Annotated in this window: 20 protein-coding genes; 14 read left to right on the top strand and 6 right to left on the bottom strand. The window is 69.3% G+C overall.

Annotated features, from left to right (window positions below):
- Positions 1-95 precede the first annotated feature (95 nt).
- Genes CK951_RS00960 through CK951_RS00945 form a run of 4 tightly spaced genes read left to right on the top strand, consistent with a single transcriptional unit; the run spans position 96 to position 3584 of the window.
- The gene (locus CK951_RS00960) at positions 96-1001 is read left to right on the top strand and encodes a metal ABC transporter substrate-binding protein (RefSeq protein ID WP_394341554.1); all 906 of its coding nucleotides are present in this window, start codon (positions 96-98) and stop codon (positions 999-1001) included.
- The gene (locus CK951_RS00955; protein WP_096784397.1) at positions 1001-1882 is read left to right on the top strand and encodes a manganese/iron ABC transporter ATP-binding protein; all 882 of its coding nucleotides are present in this window, start codon (positions 1001-1003) and stop codon (positions 1880-1882) included. Before CK951_RS00960 ends, CK951_RS00955 begins: the two co-directional genes overlap by 1 nt.
- Positions 1879-2739, top strand: coding sequence for a metal ABC transporter permease (locus CK951_RS00950; protein ID WP_096784396.1), 861 nt, complete (start codon positions 1879-1881; stop codon positions 2737-2739). The genes CK951_RS00955 and CK951_RS00950 overlap by 4 nt, the downstream gene beginning before the upstream one ends.
- Positions 2736-3584, top strand: coding sequence for a metal ABC transporter permease (locus CK951_RS00945; RefSeq protein WP_096784395.1), 849 nt, complete (start codon positions 2736-2738; stop codon positions 3582-3584). The genes CK951_RS00950 and CK951_RS00945 overlap by 4 nt, the downstream gene beginning before the upstream one ends.
- Here the strand turns inward: CK951_RS00945 and CK951_RS00940 are convergent.
- Positions 3559-4167, bottom strand: coding sequence for a response regulator transcription factor (locus CK951_RS00940; RefSeq protein WP_096784394.1), 609 nt, complete (start codon positions 4165-4167; stop codon positions 3559-3561). The genes CK951_RS00945 and CK951_RS00940 overlap by 26 nt on opposite strands.
- The gene (locus CK951_RS00935) at positions 4164-6149 is read right to left on the bottom strand and encodes a sensor histidine kinase (RefSeq protein WP_096787122.1); all 1986 of its coding nucleotides are present in this window, start codon (positions 6147-6149) and stop codon (positions 4164-4166) included. Before CK951_RS00935 ends, CK951_RS00940 begins: the two co-directional genes overlap by 4 nt.
- A gap of 140 nt (positions 6150-6289) precedes the next feature.
- Here CK951_RS00935 and CK951_RS00930 point away from each other — a divergent pair, with 140 nt between their 5' ends.
- The 3 genes from CK951_RS00930 to CK951_RS00920 all read left to right on the top strand — a co-directional run bounded on the left by CK951_RS00930 (position 6290) and on the right by CK951_RS00920 (position 9389).
- Positions 6290-7294 (top strand): TRAP transporter substrate-binding protein, encoded by a 1005-nt coding sequence (locus CK951_RS00930; RefSeq protein ID WP_096784393.1) that lies wholly within the window; start codon positions 6290-6292, stop codon positions 7292-7294.
- A gap of 87 nt (positions 7295-7381) precedes the next feature.
- Positions 7382-8065: a TRAP transporter small permease gene (locus CK951_RS00925; RefSeq protein WP_096784392.1), complete on the top strand. Its 684-nt coding sequence runs from the start codon at positions 7382-7384 to the stop codon at positions 8063-8065.
- A gap of 1 nt (position 8066) precedes the next feature.
- Positions 8067-9389 (top strand): TRAP transporter large permease, encoded by a 1323-nt coding sequence (locus CK951_RS00920; RefSeq protein ID WP_096784391.1) that lies wholly within the window; start codon positions 8067-8069, stop codon positions 9387-9389.
- 52 nt (positions 9390-9441) lie between these two features.
- Here CK951_RS00920 and CK951_RS00915 read toward each other — a convergent pair whose 3' ends face one another.
- Together CK951_RS00915 and CK951_RS00910 are read right to left on the bottom strand one after the other, a co-directional pair.
- Complete coding sequence (locus CK951_RS00915) at positions 9442-10062, bottom strand: enoyl-CoA hydratase/isomerase family protein (RefSeq protein ID WP_096784390.1); 621 nt, start codon at positions 10060-10062, stop codon at positions 9442-9444.
- Positions 10059-10811, bottom strand: a complete 753-nt coding sequence (locus CK951_RS00910) for an SDR family oxidoreductase (RefSeq protein ID WP_096784389.1) — start codon at positions 10809-10811, stop codon at positions 10059-10061. The genes CK951_RS00915 and CK951_RS00910 overlap by 4 nt, the downstream gene beginning before the upstream one ends.
- Positions 10812-10935: 124 nt before the next feature.
- Here CK951_RS00910 and CK951_RS00905 point away from each other — a divergent pair, with 124 nt between their 5' ends.
- The 3 genes from CK951_RS00905 to CK951_RS00895 all read left to right on the top strand — a co-directional run bounded on the left by CK951_RS00905 (position 10936) and on the right by CK951_RS00895 (position 14685).
- Positions 10936-12465, top strand: a complete 1530-nt coding sequence (locus CK951_RS00905; protein WP_096784388.1) for a DUF2125 domain-containing protein — start codon at positions 10936-10938, stop codon at positions 12463-12465.
- Between the two features lie 113 nt (positions 12466-12578).
- On the top strand, positions 12579-13922 hold the full coding sequence (locus tag CK951_RS00900) for a TldD/PmbA family protein (RefSeq protein WP_096784387.1): 1344 nt from the start codon (positions 12579-12581) through the stop codon (positions 13920-13922).
- The gene (locus CK951_RS00895) at positions 13909-14685 is read left to right on the top strand and encodes a 3'(2'),5'-bisphosphate nucleotidase CysQ (RefSeq protein ID WP_096784386.1); all 777 of its coding nucleotides are present in this window, start codon (positions 13909-13911) and stop codon (positions 14683-14685) included. Before CK951_RS00900 ends, CK951_RS00895 begins: the two co-directional genes overlap by 14 nt.
- A gap of 21 nt (positions 14686-14706) precedes the next feature.
- Here the strand turns inward: CK951_RS00895 and CK951_RS00890 are convergent, their stop codons facing one another.
- Positions 14707-15369: a protein-L-isoaspartate(D-aspartate) O-methyltransferase gene (locus tag CK951_RS00890; RefSeq protein WP_096784385.1), complete on the bottom strand. Its 663-nt coding sequence runs from the start codon at positions 15367-15369 to the stop codon at positions 14707-14709.
- Positions 15370-15519: 150 nt separating this feature from the next.
- Between CK951_RS00890 and CK951_RS00885 the strand changes: the two genes are divergently transcribed.
- The 4 genes from CK951_RS00885 to CK951_RS00870 all read left to right on the top strand — a co-directional run bounded on the left by CK951_RS00885 (position 15520) and on the right by CK951_RS00870 (position 18858).
- Positions 15520-16377, top strand: a complete 858-nt coding sequence (locus CK951_RS00885) for an SDR family oxidoreductase (protein WP_096784384.1) — start codon at positions 15520-15522, stop codon at positions 16375-16377.
- 247 nt (positions 16378-16624) lie between these two features.
- A complete protein-coding gene (gene exbB, locus CK951_RS00880; RefSeq protein ID WP_096787121.1) occupies positions 16625-17557 on the top strand; it encodes a tonB-system energizer ExbB in 933 nt (310 codons plus the stop codon).
- A 3-nt stretch (positions 17558-17560) separates the two neighbouring features.
- The gene (exbD, locus tag CK951_RS00875) at positions 17561-17992 is read left to right on the top strand and encodes a TonB system transport protein ExbD (RefSeq protein WP_096784383.1); all 432 of its coding nucleotides are present in this window, start codon (positions 17561-17563) and stop codon (positions 17990-17992) included.
- Positions 17989-18858, top strand: a complete 870-nt coding sequence (locus tag CK951_RS00870; protein WP_096784382.1) for an energy transducer TonB — start codon at positions 17989-17991, stop codon at positions 18856-18858. The genes exbD and CK951_RS00870 overlap by 4 nt, the downstream gene beginning before the upstream one ends.
- A gap of 3 nt (positions 18859-18861) precedes the next feature.
- Here the strand turns inward: CK951_RS00870 and map are convergent, their stop codons facing one another.
- Positions 18862-19680 carry a type I methionyl aminopeptidase gene (gene map, locus CK951_RS00865; protein WP_096784381.1) on the bottom strand — a complete coding sequence of 273 codons (819 nt, stop codon included), beginning with the start codon at positions 19678-19680 and terminating at the stop codon, positions 18862-18864.
- Positions 19681-19770 lie beyond the last annotated feature (90 nt).

The following is a 19770-nucleotide window of genomic DNA, read 5'->3' as shown; positions in this document are numbered from 1 at the left end:
GACCCGCCCTGAACGGCCGAGTTTTTGCGAGCGTCTCGCAACTTCCCCTTGAACTTTTGCGAATGCCTCTCATTTTCATTTCCAGGGGTGAGGGAATGAAGATGCGCGGCACGGCATTCATGATCAGCCTTCTGGCACTGCTTCCGGCGGCAGAACCCGCCGCGGGGCGCGAGGGGCCGATGAAGGTGGCCACGACCTTCACGGTGATCGCCGACATGGCGCGCAACGTGGCCGGCGACGCGGCCGAGGTGGTCTCGATCACCCGCCCCGGCGCCGAGATCCACGGCTACGAGCCGACGCCGCAGGACATCGTGCGGGCGTGGGATGCCGACCTCATCCTTTGGAACGGTCTGAACCTCGAGCTGTGGTTCGCGCAGTTCCTGGAAAACCTGAAGGACGTGCCCTCGGTCACGGTCAGCGACGGGATCGAACCGATCGCCGTGGCGGGCGGCGAGTATCAGGGCAAGCCCAATCCCCATGCCTGGATGGGCCTCGACAACGCGCTGATCTACATCGACAACATTGCGGATGCCCTGGCCCGGCACGACCCTGCCAATGCGACCACCTACCGGGCGAATGCCGAAAGCTACAAGGAGCGGCTGCGCGCCACGCTCGGCCCCCTGCGCGAGCGCATCGCGGCGCTGCCCGAGGAGCGGCGCTGGCTGGTCACCTGCGAGGGCGCCTTTCCCTATCTCGCCCGCGACTTCGGCCTGAAGGAGCTTTACCTCTGGCCGATGAACGCCGATCAGGTCGGCACGCCGCAACAGGTGCGGGCGGTGATCGACGGGGTGCGCCGGCACGACATTCCGGCCGTCTTCTGCGAAAGCACGGTGAACAACGCCCCCGCGCGGCAGATCGCGCGCGAGACCGGGGCGGCCTATGGCGGGATGCTCTACGTCGACAGCCTCAGCCCGCGCGACGGGCCGGTGCCGACCTATCTTGATCTGATGCGCGTGACGGCCGAGACCATCGCGGCCGGTCTGGAACAGGAGACGGACTGATGCAGATGCCGATCCGACCCGAGGCATCCATGGACGAGGCGGGCCTTCTGGTCCGCGACCTGACCGTGACCTATCGCAACGGCCATACCGCGCTGCGCCATGCCAGCTTTGCCCTGCCGCGCGGCACGGTCACGGCTCTGGTGGGCGTGAACGGGGCGGGCAAGTCCACGATCTTCAAGGCGATCATGGGCCTCGTGCCGCGCGGCTCGGGCGAGATCCGGCTTCTGGGCCGCACCGTCGCGCAGGCCCTGCGCGAGAACCTCGTGGCCTATGTCCCGCAGGCCGAGGAGGTGGACTGGACCTTCCCCGTCCTCGTCGAGGATGTGGTGATGATGGGCCGCTATGGTCACATGGGCTTCCTGCGTCGCCCCAAATCGGCCGACCGGCAGGCCGTGGCGCAGGCCCTCGCCCGAGTCGGGATGGAGGGCCTGCGCCACCGCCAGATCGGCGAGCTTTCCGGCGGGCAGCGCAAGCGCGTGTTCCTTGCCCGGGCGCTGGCGCAGGACGGGCAGGTGATCCTGCTCGACGAGCCCTTCACCGGTGTCGATGTCCAGACCGAGGCCGAGATCATCGCTCTCCTGCGCGAGTTGCGCGACGAGGGGCGGGTGATGCTGGTCTCGACGCACAACCTCGGCTCGGTCACCGAATTCTGCGACCGCACGGTGCTGGTGAAGGGCACGGTGCTGGCGCACGGGCCGACCGAGACCACCTTTACCCATGCCAATCTGGAGCGCGCCTTCGGCGGCGTGCTGCGCAGGTTCACCCTGTCGGGCACGCTGCTGCATGACGACGACGACCCGCGCGAGGTCAGCATCCTGACCGACGACGAGCGTCCCCTTGTGGAATACGGCGGCCGGATCCGCCGGCAGGAGGATGAATGACCTTCGCCAGCCTGACCGAGCCGTTCCTTTACGGCTACATGACCAACGCCATGGCCGTCTCGGCGCTGGTGGGCGCGGTCTGCGCCTTCCTGTCGTGCTTCCTGATGCTGAAGGGCTGGTCGCTGATCGGCGACGCGCTTTCCCATTCGGTCGTGCCGGGGGTGGCGGGGGCCTACATGCTGGGCCTGCCCTTCGCGCTGGGGGCCTTTCTGGCCGGAGGGCTGGCGGCCGGGGCGATGCTGTTCCTGTCCGACCGCAGCGGGCTGAAGACCGACGTGGTGATCGGGCTGATCTTCACCTCGTTCTTCGGGCTGGGGCTGTTCATGATCTCGGTCGATCCGATGGCGGTCAGCATCCAGACCATCATCATGGGCAACATCCTTGCGATCTCCCCGTTCGATACCCTGCAACTTGTGCTGATCGGGGTGATCTCGCTGGCGATCCTGCTGGCGAAATGGAAGGACCTGATGGTGACCTTCTTCGACGAGACGCACGCGCGCTCCATCGGGTTGCGCACCGGCGCGCTGAAGGTGCTGTTCTTCACCCTGCTCTCGGCCTCGATCGTGGCGGCGATGCAGACCGTGGGGGCGTTTCTGGTGATCGCCATGGTAGTGACGCCGGGCGCCACGGCCTACCTGCTCTGCGACCGCTTTCCGCGGCTACTGACGACGGCCGTGACCATCGGCGCGACCACCGGCTTCGTCGGAGCCTACGTCTCCTATTTCCTCGACGGCGCGACCGGCGCGGTGATCGTGACGCTGCAGACCGTGCTCTTCCTGCTCGCCTTCACCTTCGCAACCAAGCACGGGATGCTGGCCACCCGCCGCCGCGCGGCCGAGGCTGTGGGGCAGCCATGACCGAGACGCTGCTTTTCCCCTTCCAGTTCCCCTTCATGCAGCAGGCCTTCCTGATCTGCCTGCTGGTCGCGGTACCGACGGCGCTGCTGTCCTGCTTTCTGGTGCTGAAGGGCTGGGCGCTGATGGGCGATGCGATCAGCCATGCTATCCTGCCCGGCGTGGTGCTGGCCTATGTCGCCGGCATCCCGCTGCTGGTGGGCGCGTTCGGGGCGGGCATGGCCTGCGCGCTCGCCACCGGCTTTCTGGCGGGCAACAGCCGGGTCAAGCAGGACACGGTGATGGGCGTGGTGTTCTCGGGAATGTTCGGGCTTGGCCTGCTGCTCTACACCTCGATCGAGACCGACGTGCACCTCGACCATATCCTCTTCGGCAACATGCTGGGCGTGGGGAGGCAGGATCTGCTGGTCACCGGGGCGATCTCGGCCGCGGTGACGCTGGCGCTGCTGCTGACGTGGCGCGACCTGATGCTTCACGCCTTCGATCCGGCGCAGGCGCGGGCCTCGGGGCTCAGGGTGGGGCTTTTGCACTACGGGCTGCTGACGGTGCTGGCGCTGACCATCGTGGCGACGCTGACGGCGACCGGGCTCATCCTCGCCATCGGTCTCCTGATCGCGCCGGGCGCCATCGCCTTCCTGACGGTGCGGAGGTTCGGCGCCATGCTGGCCGTGGCCGTCGCGGTCTGCCTGATCGCGATGCTGGCCGGCACCTATGCGAGCTTCTTCCTCGACAGCGCGCCGGCGCCGACGATCATCCTCATCCTCAGCGCGATCTTCGTTGCGGCCTTCCTCAACCGGCTGCGGACGAACCGGCGGGCCGCGCTCAGCGCGGCAGCCCCGTCTCGCTGAGCAGCGCCGCAAGCTCCACCGCGTTGCGGGCGCCCATCTTGGCGATCAGGCGCGAGCGGTGAAGCTCCACCGTCCGCATCGCGATGCCCAGCGTGTCGGCGATCTGCTTGTTGAGTCGGCCCTGAAGCATCAGCCGCAGCACCTCCTCCTCGCGCGCGGACAGGGTGGCGAGGCGACGCTCCACATCCTGCCGCGCGCCGAGTTCGGCGGTGCGGGCGGTGTGGCTTTCGATGGCGGCCAGCACCAGATCGACGATCGCATTGTCGTTGAACGGCTTCTCGACGAAGTCGAAGGCGCCAGCCTTCAGCGCGCGCACGGCGACGGGCACATCCGCATGACCGGTCAGGAAGATCACCGGGGCACGACAGCCGGTCGCCCGCAATCTGTCGAACGTGTCGGGACCCGACAGCCCCCCCATGCGCACGTCCAGCACGATGCAGGCGCAATCCGGCTGGGGCAGCGCGGCAAGGAAATCCTCGCCCGAGGCCCAGGCCGTCGCCCTCAGACCGCGCGAGGCGAACAGGAACGACAGCGCATCGCGGATCGCCTCGTCATCGTCGATGATATGGACGCATCCGGTCATTCGGCGGCCACTCCCTCTTCGGCGGCGGCGGGCAGCGCCACCCGGAACACGCATCCGCCGCCCTCGCGCGGGCGGTGGGTCAGGCGGCCGCGGTGCATCTCGACGATGGAGCGGCAGACGTTGAGACCGATGCCCATGCCCTCGGCCTTGGTCGAGGTGAAGGCGTCGAACAGCCGCTCGGCCACCTCGGGGGCAATGCCGGGGCCGCGGTCGGCGACCTCGACCACGGCGCCGCCGAGCTCGGGCCGCAGGCTGACCGTCAGCGCATCGCGCGCCTGCGCCTCGGCCATGGCCTCGATGCCGTTGCGCATCAGGTTGATCAGAAGCTGCTCGATCAGGATGCGGTCGGCCAGCACGGGCGCGACCGGCGCAAGGTCGGTGGCGATCCGCACGCCGCGCGCGCGGGCGTCGGCGGCAAGGAAGCCCGCCGTCTCGCGGATCACCTCGGCAAGGTCCAGCGGCAGGAAGCGCGGCTCGCGCTTCTTCACCAGGTCCTGGATGCGCCGGATGATCTGCCCCGCCCGGTCGGCCTGCCGCGAGAGCTTGCCCAGCGCGTCGCCCAGCAGCGCCGGATCCGCCCGCCCCTGTGCCAGCAGGTTCGTCGCTCCCGCCGCATAGCTGGCGATGGCCGCGAGCGGCTGGTTCAGCTCATGCGCCAGCGTCGAGGCCATCTCGCCCAGTGTCACGAGGCGGCCGGTGCGGGCAAGGCTGTCTTCCTGCTCGCGCGCCTGCCGCGCGGCGCGGCGCGCCTCGGTGATGTCGATGATCGAGCCCATCCAGCCGCGGTGCATGCCCTTGGCGTCGATCAGGGGCGCCTCGTAGACCTGAACGTCGATCTCCGAGCCGTCACCGCGGCGGAAGCGGGTTTCGAAGGACTGCGGCACCGCCCCGCCCTCGGCGAGGATGCGCTGGCGGTTCAGCGTCTCGTCCAGCCGGTCGGGCGCCCAGTAGGGCATCGGCGGGGCGCGGCCCACCAGTTCGGCGGCGGGCTGGCCGACGAGGTTGCAGAAGGCCGAGTTCACGTAAAGCACACGCCCCGCATGATCCTTGGCGCGCAGGCCGACGGTCAGGCTTTCCTCCATCGAGCGGCGGAAGGCCATTTCCTCGTTCAGCCGCAGTTCCGCCTGCCGCCGGCGCTGCGCGTTGCGGTAAAGCGCCAGAAGCGCAAGGATCGCGAAGGCCGCGAGTCCCGCGATGGCGGCGGGCAGCAGCGTCCGCCCGAAGGGCGACACCCGGTCATAGGAGGCAATGCGCAGCACCGCGCCGGGGATCGGCGGGTCGAAGCTGATCGAATGCGCCGGCCCCATCGGCTCGGGCCCCGACCGGGACCGGCTTGCGCGGATCTCGCCTCCGGCGTCCAGCAGATGCACCGCGTATTCTCCCGCGATCCACCAGGGAATGTGACGCTCGAGCATCAGGGGCAGCGAGATGGTGGCGGTGATCGTGCCCGCCGAGCCCTGCGGCCGGACCCCCATCGTGACCGTCGATCCGTCGATGGCCCCCCAGACAGGCCGGGCGCGCGGACCGCTCAGCTGAAGCTGCGCGGCCAGCGCCTCGTCGCCCGGCCCCTCGGAGGCGCCGGGGATCGCGCGGCGCGCCCGGCCGTCGGGGTCGTGCCAGACGATCGACAGCATCTCGGGATTGTTGGCAATGTGCAGGCGGGCCCGCGCCTCGAGGACCGAGGGCGCCGTGCCGCCGGCCTCGTCCAGCGCCATCCGGGCCAGAAGATCCTCGTCCACCGAAAGCTGGAAGCGCAGCGTCTGCTCGACCCAGAGCGCATCCGTGGCAAGCTTGGTGCGGACCTGCTCGACTTCGTTGCGGCCCGCCAGCCAGACCAGGGCGCCGACCAGCGCCACCAGCGCCACGATGGCGACCAGCGGCGTCAGCGACAGAAGATCCAGCCCCGCGCGCGGCGCAGGCGCCTCCAGCGCCCACGGCTCGCCGCCGCGGTCCCTGCTGTGGCGGCTGATCCCGTCCTGCACCCGGCCCCCCTGCGCGATTTGCGCCTGCGGCAAGGTGTCGTCGCCCTCGCCCCTTGCGGAAACCCACAATAGCGGCAGCGCCCATCCGCTGGCAAGGAAGGGCGGAACCGCCGGGAGGGCGGGACCACAGGAGGAGAGCCATGATGACCCGTCGCAGCCTTGCCGCGCTGGCAGGCGCCGCAGCCCTGGCGCTTGCCGCCGCCATGCCGGCCCTTGCCCAGCCGATCGTGATCAAGTTCAGCCACGTCGTCGCCCCGGACACGCCGAAGGGCAAGGGTGCCGCCAAGTTCGAGCAACTGGCCGAGCAATACACCAACGGCGCCGTGGACGTCGAAGTCTATCCCAACAGCCAGCTCTACAAGGACAAGGAAGAGCTCGAGGCGCTGCAACTGGGCGCCGTGCAGATGCTTGCGCCCTCGCTGGCCAAGTTCGGCCCCCTTGGCGTGCAGGACTTCGAGGTCTTCGACCTGCCCTACATCTTCAAGGGCTATGACGCGCTGCATACCGTGACCAACGGCCCCGTCGGGCGGATGCTGCTCGACAAGCTGGAAGACAAGGGGATCAAGGGCCTGGCCTACTGGGACAACGGCTTCAAGATCATGTCGGCCAACAGCCCGATCACCAACCCCGACGAGTTCCTGGGCCTGAAGATGCGGATCCAGTCCTCGAAGGTGCTGGAAGCGCAGATGAACGCGCTGGGCGCCGTGCCGCAGGTCATGGCCTTCTCGGAAGTCTATCAGGCGCTGCAGACCGGCGTCGTGGACGGCACCGAGAACCCGCCCTCGAACATGTATACCCAGAAGATGCACGAGGTGCAGAAGCACGCCACGGTCTCGAACCACGGCTACCTCGGCTATGCGGTCATCGTGAACAAGCAGTTCTGGGATGGCCTGCCCGAGGACGTGCGCGCCGGGCTCGAGAAGGCGCTGGCGGAAGCCACCGACTACGCCAACGGCATTGCCAAGGCCGAGAACGACGCGGCGCTGGAAGCCATGAAGGCCGCCGGCACGACCGAGTTCCACGAGCTGACGCCGGAAGAGCTGGCGGCCTGGGAAGCGGCGCTCGAGACCGTGCATGAGGAGATGGCCGATCGCATCGGCGCGGAAACCATCGCCGCCGTGAAGGGCGCCACCGCCACGAACTGATCCCCGAAGACCCGCAAGCGGCCGGACATCCCGGCCGCTTGCGCATTTTCCTTTCCCGCAACATCCAGAGCCACAGGAGGGGTCGCCATGATGCGCCTTCTCGACCGGCTGGAAGAAACGCTCATCGCCACGCTGATTGCCGCGGCGACCGGGCTGATCTTCGTTTCGGTCGTCCACCGCTATTCGCTGGGCTTTCTCGCCGACGGAGTGGCCTTCTTCCGCGGCCACGACATGCCGGGGCTCTCGACCATGATGCGCAACGCCTATTTCGGCCTGCGCGAGGTCAACCTCGTCTGGGCGCAGGAGCTGTGCATCATCCTTTTCGTGTGGATGGCCAAGTTCGGCGCGGCTTACGGCGTGCGCACCGGCATCCATGTCGGCATCGACGTGCTGATCAACCGGATGGAGGCGCGTCGGCGCGGCTTCTTCATCCTGTTCGGCCTTCTGGCCGGTGCGCTCTTCACGGGGATCATCGCGACGCTGGGCGCCAACTTCGTCTGGCACATGTTCCACACCAGCGCGATTTCGCCCGACCTCGAGCTGCCGATGTGGCTCGTCTATCTCGCGATCCCGCTGGGGTCGGCGCTGATGTGCTTCCGCTTCCTGCAGGTGGCGGTGATCTTCGGGCGCACGGGCGAGCTGCCGCACCACGACCACGGCCATGTCGAGGGCGTGGACACCGAGGACGAGGGCATCGACGTGCTGGGCAGCACGTTCCTGAAGTCCCCGCTGACGCCCCGCGACCTTGTCGAAAAGCCGAAGGACGAGTGAGATGAACGCAGCCCTCATCTTCGGCGGGCTCATCGCCCTGATGCTGACCGGCATGCCGATCTCGATCGCGCTCGGCCTGACGGTTCTGACCTTCCTGTTCACCATGACGGCGGTGCCGATCGACACGGTGGCGCTGAAGCTGTTCACCGGGATCGAGAAGTTCGAGATCATGGCGATCCCGTTCTTCATCCTCGCCGGGAACTTCCTCACCCACGGCGGCGTGGCGAAGCGGATGATCAACTTCGCCACCTCGCTCGTCGGGCACTGGCACGGCGGCCTCGGCCTCGCGGGCGTCTTCGCCTGCGCCCTCTTTGCGGCCGTCTCGGGCTCGTCGCCCGCAACGGTGGTGGCCATCGGCTCGGTCATCCTGCCCGCCATGGTGGCGCAGGGCTTCCCCACCCGCTTCGGCGCGGGCGTCATCACCACCTCGGGCGCGCTGGGCATCCTGATCCCGCCCTCGATCGTCATGGTGATGTATTGCGTCGCCACCTCCGGGATGATGGTCGAGGGGCCGGACGGCCAGATCGTCGATGCGGCCTCGGTCGGCGAGATGTTCATTGCGGGCGTCATTCCCGGGATCATGCTGGCCGGCTTCCTTGCGCTGACGACCTGGTACCGGGCGCGCAAGTTCGACTATCCGCGTCTGGCCCGCGCAACCTGGCGGGAACGCTGGCAGTCGTTCCGCAAGGCGATCTGGGGCGTGCTGCTGATCTTCATCGTGATGGGCGGGATCTATACCGGCACCTTCACCCCCACCGAGGCCGCGGCGATGAGCGCCGTCTATGCCTTTGTCATCGCGGTCTTCGTCTACAAGGACATGACGCTGCGGGACGTGCCGCGGGTGCTGCTGGCTTCGGCGAACATGTCGGCGATGCTGCTCTACATCATCACCAACGCGGTCCTGTTCAGCTTCCTGCTCACGCACGAGAACATCCCGCAGGCGCTGGGCCAGTGGATGGTCGACTCGGGCCTGACCTGGTGGATGTTCCTGATCGCGGTGAACATCATCCTGCTCGCCGCCGGCAACTTCATGGAGCCGTCCTCGATCGTGCTGATCATGGCGCCGATCCTGTTCCCGGTCGCCGTGAAGCTCGGGATCGACCCGGTGCATTTCGGCATCATGATCATCGTGAACATGGAGGTCGGCATGTGCCACCCGCCGGTGGGCCTGAACCTCTACGTCGCCTCGGGCATCACCAAGATGGGCATCACGGAGCTCACCATCGCGGTCTGGCCCTGGCTGCTGACGATGCTCGGCTTCCTGCTGCTCGTGACCTATGTCCCGCAGCTTTCGCTGTTCCTGCCGCAGCTGCTGGGCATGTGACGGCAGCGGCTCAGGGCCTGAAGGCCGCCCCCCGGGGCGGCCTTTTTCCGTTTCACGCCTCGACGACCATCCGCTTGATCGCCTCGACATGGCCGTCCCTGGCGCCCAGCGCATCGGCGGCCAGCGCCGCCGCCTCGGACAGAAGCGCCTCGGGCGGCACGATCCGGTCGAGGATGCCCCAGGCCAGCGCCTCGGCATCACTGGCCTTCACGCCCCCCATCAGGATCATCTTCGCACGCGACGGACCCGCCAGCGCCTTCAGCCGGGCCACATCCGAGGGCTGCGGCCGGAAGCCGAGCTTCATCACCGGATAGAAGACCTTCGTCCCCGGCACCGCGATCCTGAGATCGCAGGCCAGCGCCATGCCCATGGCCCCGCCCGCAATGGTTCCATTGAGCGCGGCGATGGTCAGGCACGGCAGCGCCGCCACCGCCGAGGACAGCCGCTCCCACACCGGATCGGTCGCGAGGCCCGCCCGCGCCTCGTCGAGATCGGCCCCGGCCGAGAACACCTTGCCGGTGCCCGTCAGCACCAGCGCCCTCACGCCATCGGCCGCGACCGAACCCACCGCCGCCTCCAGTTCCAGCAGCATCGCCCGGGTCAGCGAATTGGCCTTCTCCACGCGGTCGAGCGTCAGGATGCGCAGGGCGCCTTCGTCCGAGACACGGATCATTGGATCAGCCCCGCCGACCGCCGGATCGCCTCGTCGCGGAGCGAGATCTCCTGTCCCAGCCACTTGTCGGCCCCGCTGCCACACATCCACAGAAGCGCGCGCGCCGGCCACTCGGGCGGGATATGCGCGGACGGGTCGAGGCGGCTGACGGGGTTCACCCCGCTTTCGCGGATCTTGTCCTGCATCTCGGTCGCCACGGTCCCGGGCGACAGGCTCATGATGCGGATGCGGTTCACCGCCTCCTCGAGATGGGCGCAGCGGGTCAGCATCGCGGCCCCGGCCTTGGAGCTGCAATAGGCGCTCCAGCCCTCCAGCGCGTTCTGCGCGGCGCCGGAGCTGACCGTGATGATGGTGCCGCCCTTGCCGCGCATGTGCGGAACGGCCGCCCGCATGCCGTGGAACACGCCCTTGAGGTTGATGTCGATGGCGCGACCCCAGCCGGCCGGATCGGACTCGGCCATGCGCGAGATCGGCTCGATCACCCCGGCGTTGTTGATCAGCACGTCGATACGTCCCGCGACCGACACGACCTGATCGATGGCCGCCCGCGTCTCTTCCCAGTCAGCCACGTCGCATCGGATCGCGAAGGCGCCGCCGCCGACCTCCTGCGCCAGCGCCTCGATCGCGTCGACGCTGCGCGCCATCAGCGCGACTCGCGCACCGGCGGCGGCGAAGACGCGGACGGCCGCAGCCCCGATGCCACGGCTTGCCCCGGTGATCGCCACCACCTTGCCCTGCATAGTTCCCATCGCCGCGCTCCTTCCCGTGGCCCTTCTGACAAACTTGTTAGCCGATCCTCGCATTCGACGGAAAGGCTTGACCCTTCAGGACCCTCGGAAGAATGTGGGCCAATCTTGGCGTTGGGGAAGGCAGATGACGTATTTCAGGACACTGGCAGGCAGCACCGCCCTGGTGACGGTCGTGGCGGCAGGGGCGGCCTCTGCCGACGTCACGCCCGAGCAGGTGTGGCAGAACTGGCAGGAACTGGGTGCAAGCTTCGGCCAGACGCTGACCGCCTCGAACCAGAGCCGCAGCGGCGACACGCTGAAGCTCGAGGATGTCCGCATCCATTTCGCGCAGGAGGGCACGCTGGTCGAGGGCGTGATCCCCGAGATGAACCTGACCCAGCGGGGCGACGGCACGGTCGAGATCACCATGTCGCCGGAATTCCCGATGGAGATGACGATCGAGAACCCGCCCGAGGAAGGCAAGCCTGCGCCCGCGCCGACGAAGCTGGACCTCTCGCTGCGCCAGCCGGGTCTGGTGATGGTGGCGGGGGGCGACGACAGCATGTCCACGCTCGATCTCGACGCGCCCTCGACGATGGTCGCGGTGACCGGCGTGGATGGCGTGGCGGCCGAGACGATGAACCTTGTCGCCGAGGTGTCGCTGAGCGACGTGGCCGGCAAGTATCGCACCGAAGGCACCGATACGCGGGCGATCACCAATGACTTCACCGCCTCGGTGGCCGAGATGACCTTTGCCATGACCGACCCCGAGCAGGGCGGCCGGGTGAACCTGCGCGCCAGCGCGACCGACCTCAAGGGCACCTCGTCGGGCACGATGGTAGGCCCCCTTGGCATGACCGACATCGCGGCGGCGCTGCGGGCCGGCGCGGCCTCGAACGGCCAGTTCACCTATGGGCCCGCCACGATGGAGTTCGACTTCGAGGACGCGACCGACAAGGCCAAGGGTTCGGCCAGCGCGGCAAGCGGCCATCTGAACGTGGCGATGAACGGCGACCGCCTCGCCTATGGCGGCGGCAACAAGGGCGTGAGCCTGACGGTCAGCGGCAGCCAGATCCCGTTCCCGCAGTTCAACATGAGCTATGCCGAAGCCGCCTTCGACCTGCTGGCGCCGGTGGTGAAATCCGAGGCCGCGCAGGACTTCCGCCTGCTGACGAAGCTCGTGGACCTGAAGATCTCGGATGAGATCTGGGCCATGTTCGATCCGCAGGCGCAGCTGCCGCGCGACCCGGCCACGCTGGTGATCGACACCAAGGGCAAGGCGAAGCTCGACGTCGACCTGCTTGACCCCACCGCGGTCGAGAAGTTGGGCGACACCGCGCCCGGCCAGCTCGAGGCGCTGGAGGTGGACGAGCTGAAGCTGACCGTGGCGGGCGCGGCGCTGACCGGCCGGGGCGGTTTCACCTTCGACAATTCCGATACCACCACCTTCGACGGCATGCCCGCGCCGAGCGGCAGGCTCGACCTGAAGCTCGTGGGCGGCAACGGGCTGATCGACAAGCTGGTGGCCATCGGCATCGTCCCGCAGGATCAGGCGATGGCCGCGCGCATGATGCTGGGCATGTTCGCCCGTCCCGCCGATGGCGAGGACACCATGACCTCGACGCTCGAGTTCAAGGACAAGGGCTTCTTCGCCAACGGCCAGCGCCTGCAGTAGGCGCGGACGCGCGGCAGGGCGGCGCCTCCGGGCGCCGTTCCCATCTGGCGGAGGCATCCTTGCTTCCGCCGTTTCCGCCCATTACCTCGGGTCTCAACCAGAGGAGCATCTCCATGACCGAACCGCTCGACCGCCTGACCGAACGGCTGCTCGATGCCGCGCGCCGCGCGGGAGCCGAGGCCGCCGACGCACTGGCGGTGCGCGGCACCTCACTGTCCATCGACATCCGCGCGCGGCAGCTGGAACAGGCCGAGCGCGCCGAGAGCCTCGAGGTCGGCCTGAGGGTTCTGATCGGCGGCCGGCAGGCCTGCGTCTCGGCCTCGGACGTGTCGGATGCCACGGTCGCGGCCATGGCCGAGCGGGCGGTGGCCATGGCACGCGAGGCGCCCCAGGACCCGCACGTCGGCCTCGCCGATCCGGCGCAAATCGCCCGGGACTGGGATCTGGCCGGGCTGGAGTTGCAGGACCACATGGACGAGCCCGCCCCGGCGGCGCTGGAAGAGGATGCCCGCCGCGCCGAGGCCGCGGCACTGGCCCATGGCGGCATCTTCCAGGTGGAGGCGACCGGCGCCTATTCCCGTCGCGAAATGCATCTGGCTGCCACCAACGGCTTTTCGGGCGGCTACGGTCGCAGTTCGCGCTCGATCTCGGCCGTGGCCTTCACCGGCTCGGGCACGCAGATGGAGCGCGACTGGGCCGGCGAGACCCGCGTCTTCGCCGCGGACCTCCCGTCGCCCGATTGGGTCGGCGAACTGGCCGGGGCACGGGCACTGGCCCGCGCGGGCGCGCGCAAGCCGCGCACCGGACATTTCCCGGTGATCTACGACGAGCGTGTCTCGTCCTCGCTGATGAGCCACCTGCTGTCGGCGGTGAACGGCTCCACCATCGCGCGGGGCGGGTCGTGGCTGCGCAACGACCTTGGCCGGCAGGTTCTGCCCGCGCATCTGTCGTTCGTCGAGGACCCGCTGCGCCCGCGCACCGGCTCGTCGCGGCCCTTCGACGGCGAGGGGCTGCCGACCCGACGCCGCGCCATCGTCGAGAACGGCATCCTGACCGGCTGGACGCTGGACCTGGCCACCGGGCGAAAGCTGAAGATGCCGAGCACGGCGAATGCCGCGCGTTCGACCTCGCAACCGCCCTCGCCCTCGGTCTCGAACACCGAGTTGACAGCCGGCATCCTGACGCGCGAGGCGCTGATCGCCGAGATGGGAACGGGCCTTCTGGTCACCGCGCTGATGGGGTCGTCGATCAACAGCAACACCGGCGACTATTCGCGCGGCGCCTCGGGCTTCTGGGTCGAGGGGGGCGAGATCGCCTATCCGGTCAATGAATGCACCATCGCCGGCAACCTGCGCGAGATGCTGCTGACCCTGGTGCCGGCGAACGATGCGCGGCCCCATCTGTCGAACCGGGTGCCGAGCCTTCTGGTGGAGGGCATGACGCTTGCCGGGGCATGACCTCGCCCTTCTGACCGATGCCGTGCTGGCCGCGGGCAAGATCGCACTGCGCTACTGGAAGAACAGCCCCCGCGCCTGGGAAAAGGACGCGGGCGCAGGTCCGGTGACCGAGGCCGACCTTGCGGTGAACGACCTGCTTGCGGAACGTCTGCGCAGCGCGCGCCCCGACTATGGCTGGCTGTCCGAGGAAAGCATCGACACCGCCGAGCGGCGTCAGGCGCATCGCGTGTTCATCGTGGACCCCATCGACGGGACTCGCGCCTTCATGGCCGGCGAGGACACCTTTGCCCATTCGCTCGCCATTGCCGAGGCGGGCCGCATCATCGCGGCGGTGGTCTACCTTCCCGCGCTGGACCGGCTTTACACCGCCAGTGCGGCCTCGCCCGCGATGCGGGACGGGCGCCCGATCCGTGCCAGCACGCGCCCCGGCACCGCGGGCGCCACGCTGCTCGCCACCCGCCCCACGCTGGGCGAAAGCTACTGGCCCGGCGGCGTGCCGGACGTGAAGCGCAGCTTCCGCGCCTCGCTCGCCTTCCGGCTTTGCCTGGTGGCCGAGGGCCGGCACGACGGGATGCTTACCCTGCGCGAGGCGTGGGAATGGGACATCGCCGCCGGCAGCCTGATCGCGCAGAGCGCGGGCGCCGCGGTGACCGACCGCTTCGGCCGCCCGCTGCGTTTCAATGCCGAGCATCCGCAGGCCGCGGGCGTCATCGCCGCGGCGCCGGGCGTGCATGCCGAACTGCTGACCCGCCTCTCGGCCTGAGGACCACAGCGCCCCGGCAGCCTAGGCGGACCGGAAGGTATCGGCCCAGCCGCCTTCGCCGATCAGCGGCACGAAGTGGACGGCGCCAAGATCCTCCTCGGCAAGTGCACCGTCTTCGCGGCGGGTGATGCGCAGCAGCCGCTGGCGCCCGACGTCGGGCCCGACCGGGATCACCAGCCGGCCGCCGATCGCCAGCTGGTCGCACAGCGTCTTCGGGACCGAGGGACCGCCCGCCGAGACGATGATGGCGTCGAAGGGCGCAAGATCGGGCGCGCCGAGGGTGCCGTCGCCCAGCCTCACCTCGATCCGCGTGCAGCCCAGATCGGCAAGCCGCTGCCGCGCCTCGTCCGCCAGCGTCGCGAGCCGCTCGACCGTGACCACCCGGGCGGCGAGTTCCGCCAGAACCGCCGCCGCATAGCCCGAACCGGTGCCGATCTCGAGCACCCGGTCGGCCGCCCCGATCCGCGCCGCCTCGGCCATCAGCGCGACGACATAGGGCTGCGAGATGGTCTGGCCGCCCGCGATCGGCTGGGGCCCGTCGAGAAAGGCCAGCGCCTCCCGCCCCGGCAGGAACCGTTCCCGCGGCACCCCGCGCATCGCCTGAAGGACACGCGGGTCCCGGATCCCGCGGGCGGCAACCTGCTCCTCGACCATGCGACGCCGGGCGGCATCGAAGCCCGCCATGGGCCTCCTCCCTCCGCTGTTCTTCCGAGACGGCCGATGATGCGGGCCGGGCCCGCGGCGGTCAAGCCGGGCGCTGGGCCTTCGTCTGCCGCCCGGAACATCGGCCGGCGCTGCGGGTTGCCCGGTCCGATCCCGTCAGTGGAGGCCAGGATGACAGACCACCCGAAACCGCCGTTCCCCGATCAGGCCCAGTCCATGCCGGGCACCACCGCGAAGCTCGATCCGCCGCCGGATCATGGCGAGAAAAGCTATCGCGGCTCGGGGAAGCTCCGCGACATGAAGGCGGTGATCACGGGCGCCGACAGCGGCATCGGACGCGCCGTGGCGCTGGCCTTCGCGCGCGAGGGGGCGGATGTGCTGATCTCCTACCTCTCGGAGGACGAGGACGCCGCCGAGACGGAGCGGCTGGTCACCGAGGCAGGCCGCAAGGCGGTGCTGGTGCGCGGCGACATCCAGGACGCGGAGCATTGCCGGGCGATCATCGACCGGGCGGTGTCCGAACTGGGCGGCATCGACATCCTCGTGAACAATGCGGCGCATCAGGCCTCGTTCAGCGATCTGGACGAGATCCCGGACGAGGAGTGGGAGCTGACCTTCCGCGTCAACATCCACGCGATGTTCTACCTGTCCAAGGCCGCCGTGCCGCACATGCGGCCGGGAAGCTCGATCATCAACACGACATCGGTCAATGCCGACACGCCCAGCCCGCATCTTCTGGCCTATGCCACCACCAAGGGCGCGATCCAGAACTTCACCGGCGGGTTGGCGCAGATGCTGGCGGAAAAGGAAATCCGGGTGAACTGCGTCGCACCGGGTCCGGTGTGGACGCCGCTCATTCCCTCGACCATGCCGGGGGAGAAGGTGAGAAACTTCGGCAAGCAGGTGCCGATGCAGCGCCCCGGCCAGCCGGCGGAACTGGCGACGGCCTATGTGATGCTGGCAGATCCGCTGTCGAGCTACACCTCGGGGGCGACCATCGCCGTCACCGGCGGCAAGCCGATCCTCTGAGGCAGGACGCTCGTAAACTCCAACGCGACTTTTGCCTGCGCGGGCGAGGCGGCGCGTGGGCGGACGCTTCCGCCGACAGTGGGACCGCGGCGCTTTGACCGCTCTGAAAACTTGACCATTTTGGTAAACATACAGTAAACGGGGCGCAGCCGCGACCTTGCTGCGACTCGGATACCTGCCGGCCAGCGAGACACAAGCCAGAAACACAGTGCCGCCGGGGGGCGGCGAATTCCGGATGATGTTCCCGATGGCCTTGTTCCTGCGCCCGATGCTGATCGTGCTCCTTTTCGCCTGCGCGGCGCAGGCACAGGAGCAGCCGCCGGCGGTTCCCGATCTCGCCCCGCGGATGCAGGCTGCCCCGGCCGAAGCGCCCGCCGCGCCCTCCCTGCCCCCTGCCGCAGCGGCGCCGGAGATCCCGCCGGCCGGCGCCACCGCGGCCGAAGCCCCGGGTGGGAGCGGGGCCGTCGGGACCGCCGCAGCACCCGTGCCCGTCCTGCCGCACGAACTGACCCCATGGGGCATGTTCGAGGCGGCGCATTGGGTGGTTCAGGCGGTAATGATCCTGCTTGCTGCGGCCAGCTTCCTGACCTGGACGGTGCTGCTGTTCAAGGCGGTGGAGCTTGCCCTCGCCCGGCGCCGCCTCGGGCGCTCGGCCGGGGCGATCCGGCAGGCGGCGACGCTGGACGAGGCGGCCGGGCAACTTGCCGGACGCTCCGATCCCGCGGCCTTCATGGCGCGCGCCGCGCTCGAGGAGATGCGCCGCTCGGATGCCGCACTGGACGGGGCGGGCACCTCGGGCCTGAAGGAGCGCGTGCGCTCGATCCTCGAACGGGTGGAGGCGCAGGGCAGCGAGCGGCTTCGGCGCGGCATCGGCCTGTTGGCAACCATCGGCTCGACCGCGCCCTTCGTGGGCCTGTTCGGCACGGTCTGGGGCATCATGAATGCCTTCATCGGCATCTCGCAGAGCCAGACCACCAACCTCGCCGTCGTGGCCCCGGGCATCGCCGAGGCGTTGCTGGCCACCGCCATGGGCCTCGTGGCGGCGATTCCGGCGGTGGTGATCTACAACCACTTCGTCCGGTCGATCGCCGCTTGGCGGCTGCGCCTCGGCGATGCCGGTGCCGCGGTCGAGCGGATGCTGAGCCGCGACCTCGACTTCCGCGCGGCGCGGAGGGGCTGAGGCATGGCGGGGTTCCGGAGCAACGGCGAGGACGAGCTGGCCGAGACGCATGAGATCAACGTCACACCCTTCATCGACGTGATCCTTGTCTTGCTGATCATCTTCATGGTGGCGGCACCGCTTTCGACGGTGGACGTGCCGGTGGACCTGCCGGGCTCGACCGCCAGCCGCAGCCAGCGCCCGGACGAGCCGGTGTTCCTGAGCCTGCAGAAGGACCTGACGCTCTCGCTGAAGAACGCCGCCGTGGCGCGCGAGGGGCTTGGCGCGCAGCTTGATGCGGCCACCGGCGGCGACCGCGAGACCCGGATCTTCCTGCGCGCCGACGAGGCCGTGGCCTATGGCGACGTGATGCGGGTGATGGACCTGCTGCGCGGGGCGGGCTACCTCAAGGTGGCCCTGGTCGGCCTCGAGGCCCGGCCGGGGGCGGCGCCATGAGCCATCTCGCGGATTGGCGCCACAGCCTCGGGCCGCGCCACCTGCGGCGCGAACTGGCGGGCTGGTCGCTCGCCGCTCTGACGGTGGCAGCGACCGCGGCGGCAGCCACCACGGCCGTGATGCGCAGCGAGAACCTCGGGCGGAGCGATGCGCTGCAGGATGCCGTCTACATGGATCTCGCCCCGGCCGCCTCGGCTGCCATCGCCGCACCCGAGCCCGCGCCGGAAGTGCCGATGACCGAGGCGCCGGTCGCGCGCCCGGTCGAGGAGATGGCCGACCTCGCGCCGGACCTTGCCCCGCCACCGCCGGATCCGCGGCCGCCGGCAGAGGTGGAGCCGCTGCCCGATCTCGCGCCCCCTGTCCCCGACAGCCTTGCCTACGATCCGCCGCCGCCCCCGCCCCAGCAGGTCGCGGAGGCACCGCCCGAGCTTCGCCCCCGGCCGCGGCCGCTGCACCCGCCCGTTCGGGAACCCGTGCCCGAGGCGAAGCGCGAGACGAAGCGGACGGTCGCGCCGCCACCGCAACAGGCGCAGGCACCGCAGCCCCAGGCCGCGGGCCGGGCCGTTGCGGCGGCCTCGAAAGGCGAGGTGGACAATCTGAAGGCGCGGTGGGGAGCAGAGATCCGCAAGCGCATCCAGCGACGCACGCGGTCCGCGCAGGGGATGGCGGGTGAAGTCGTGGTGCGGCTGACGGTGGCCCAAGGCGGAAGCCTCGGCGCGGCCTCGGTGGCGCGGTCCTCGGGGAACGCCCGGCTCGACCAGCTTGCGCTGCGCGCGGTCACCTCTGCCGGTCGGTTCCCGAGCGCGCCCACGGCCCTGACCGACCCGAGCTATACCTTCACCCTGCCGATCACCTTCAGCCGCTGAGGCTTACTCGGACACCGGCCAGGTGGGGTAGAACCGGCCGGCGGGCGACAGCGTGAAGATCTCGCAGCCGTCCGCGGTCACGCCCACCGAATGCTCGAACTGCGCGGAAAGCGACTTGTCGCGGGTGACGGCGGTCCAGTCGTCGGCGAGCACCTTGGTCTCGGGCCGGCCGAGGTTCACCATCGGCTCGATGGTGAAGAACATGCCTTCCTCGAGCACGGGTCCGGTGCCGGCGCGGCCGTAGTGCAGCACGTTCGGCGGCGCGTGGAACACCCGGCCGAGGCCATGGCCGCAGAAATCGCGCACAACCGACATGCGGTTGTTCTCGACATGGGTCTGGATCGCGGCGCCGATGTCGCCGAAGGTGGCGCCCGGTTTCACCACCTCGATGCCCTTCATCAGCGCGTCGTGGGTGACCTCGAGCAGCCGTTCCGCCTTGCGGCCCAGCATGCCCGCCACATACATCCGGCTCGTGTCGCCATACCAGCCATCGACGATCACCGTCACGTCGATGTTCAGGATGTCGCCATCCTTCAGCACCTTCGCACCCGGGATCCCGTGGCAGACCACGTGGTTCACCGAGATGCACGAGGCGTGCTGGTAGCCCTTGTAGCCGATGGTGGCCGAGGTCACGCCGCGCCGCCCGATCTCGTCGGTGATGAACTGGTCGATCTCGGCCGTGGTCACTCCGGGCTGCACCAGCGGGCAGACGACATCGAGGATCTCGGCCGCGATGCGCCCGGCCGTCCGCATGCCCTGAAAGTCCTCGGGGTCGTAGATCCGGATGCCGTTCTTGGTGATGCGCCCGCGCGTCTCGTCCACTGGGCCTGTCCTTCTGGTCTGGTCGCTTGCCGGTAACCTTTCCGGACGAAGATAGTCAAGCTTTCGGACCTTTGCCAGACCGCAGCGGCC

Origin of the sequence: Rhodobacter sp. CZR27 (genome assembly GCF_002407205.1) — a bacterium.
Classification (GTDB): domain Bacteria; phylum Pseudomonadota; class Alphaproteobacteria; order Rhodobacterales; family Rhodobacteraceae; genus Cereibacter_A.
The sequence above is the reverse complement of the archived record's forward strand: the minus strand, read 5'-3'. Positions and strand labels throughout refer to the sequence as shown.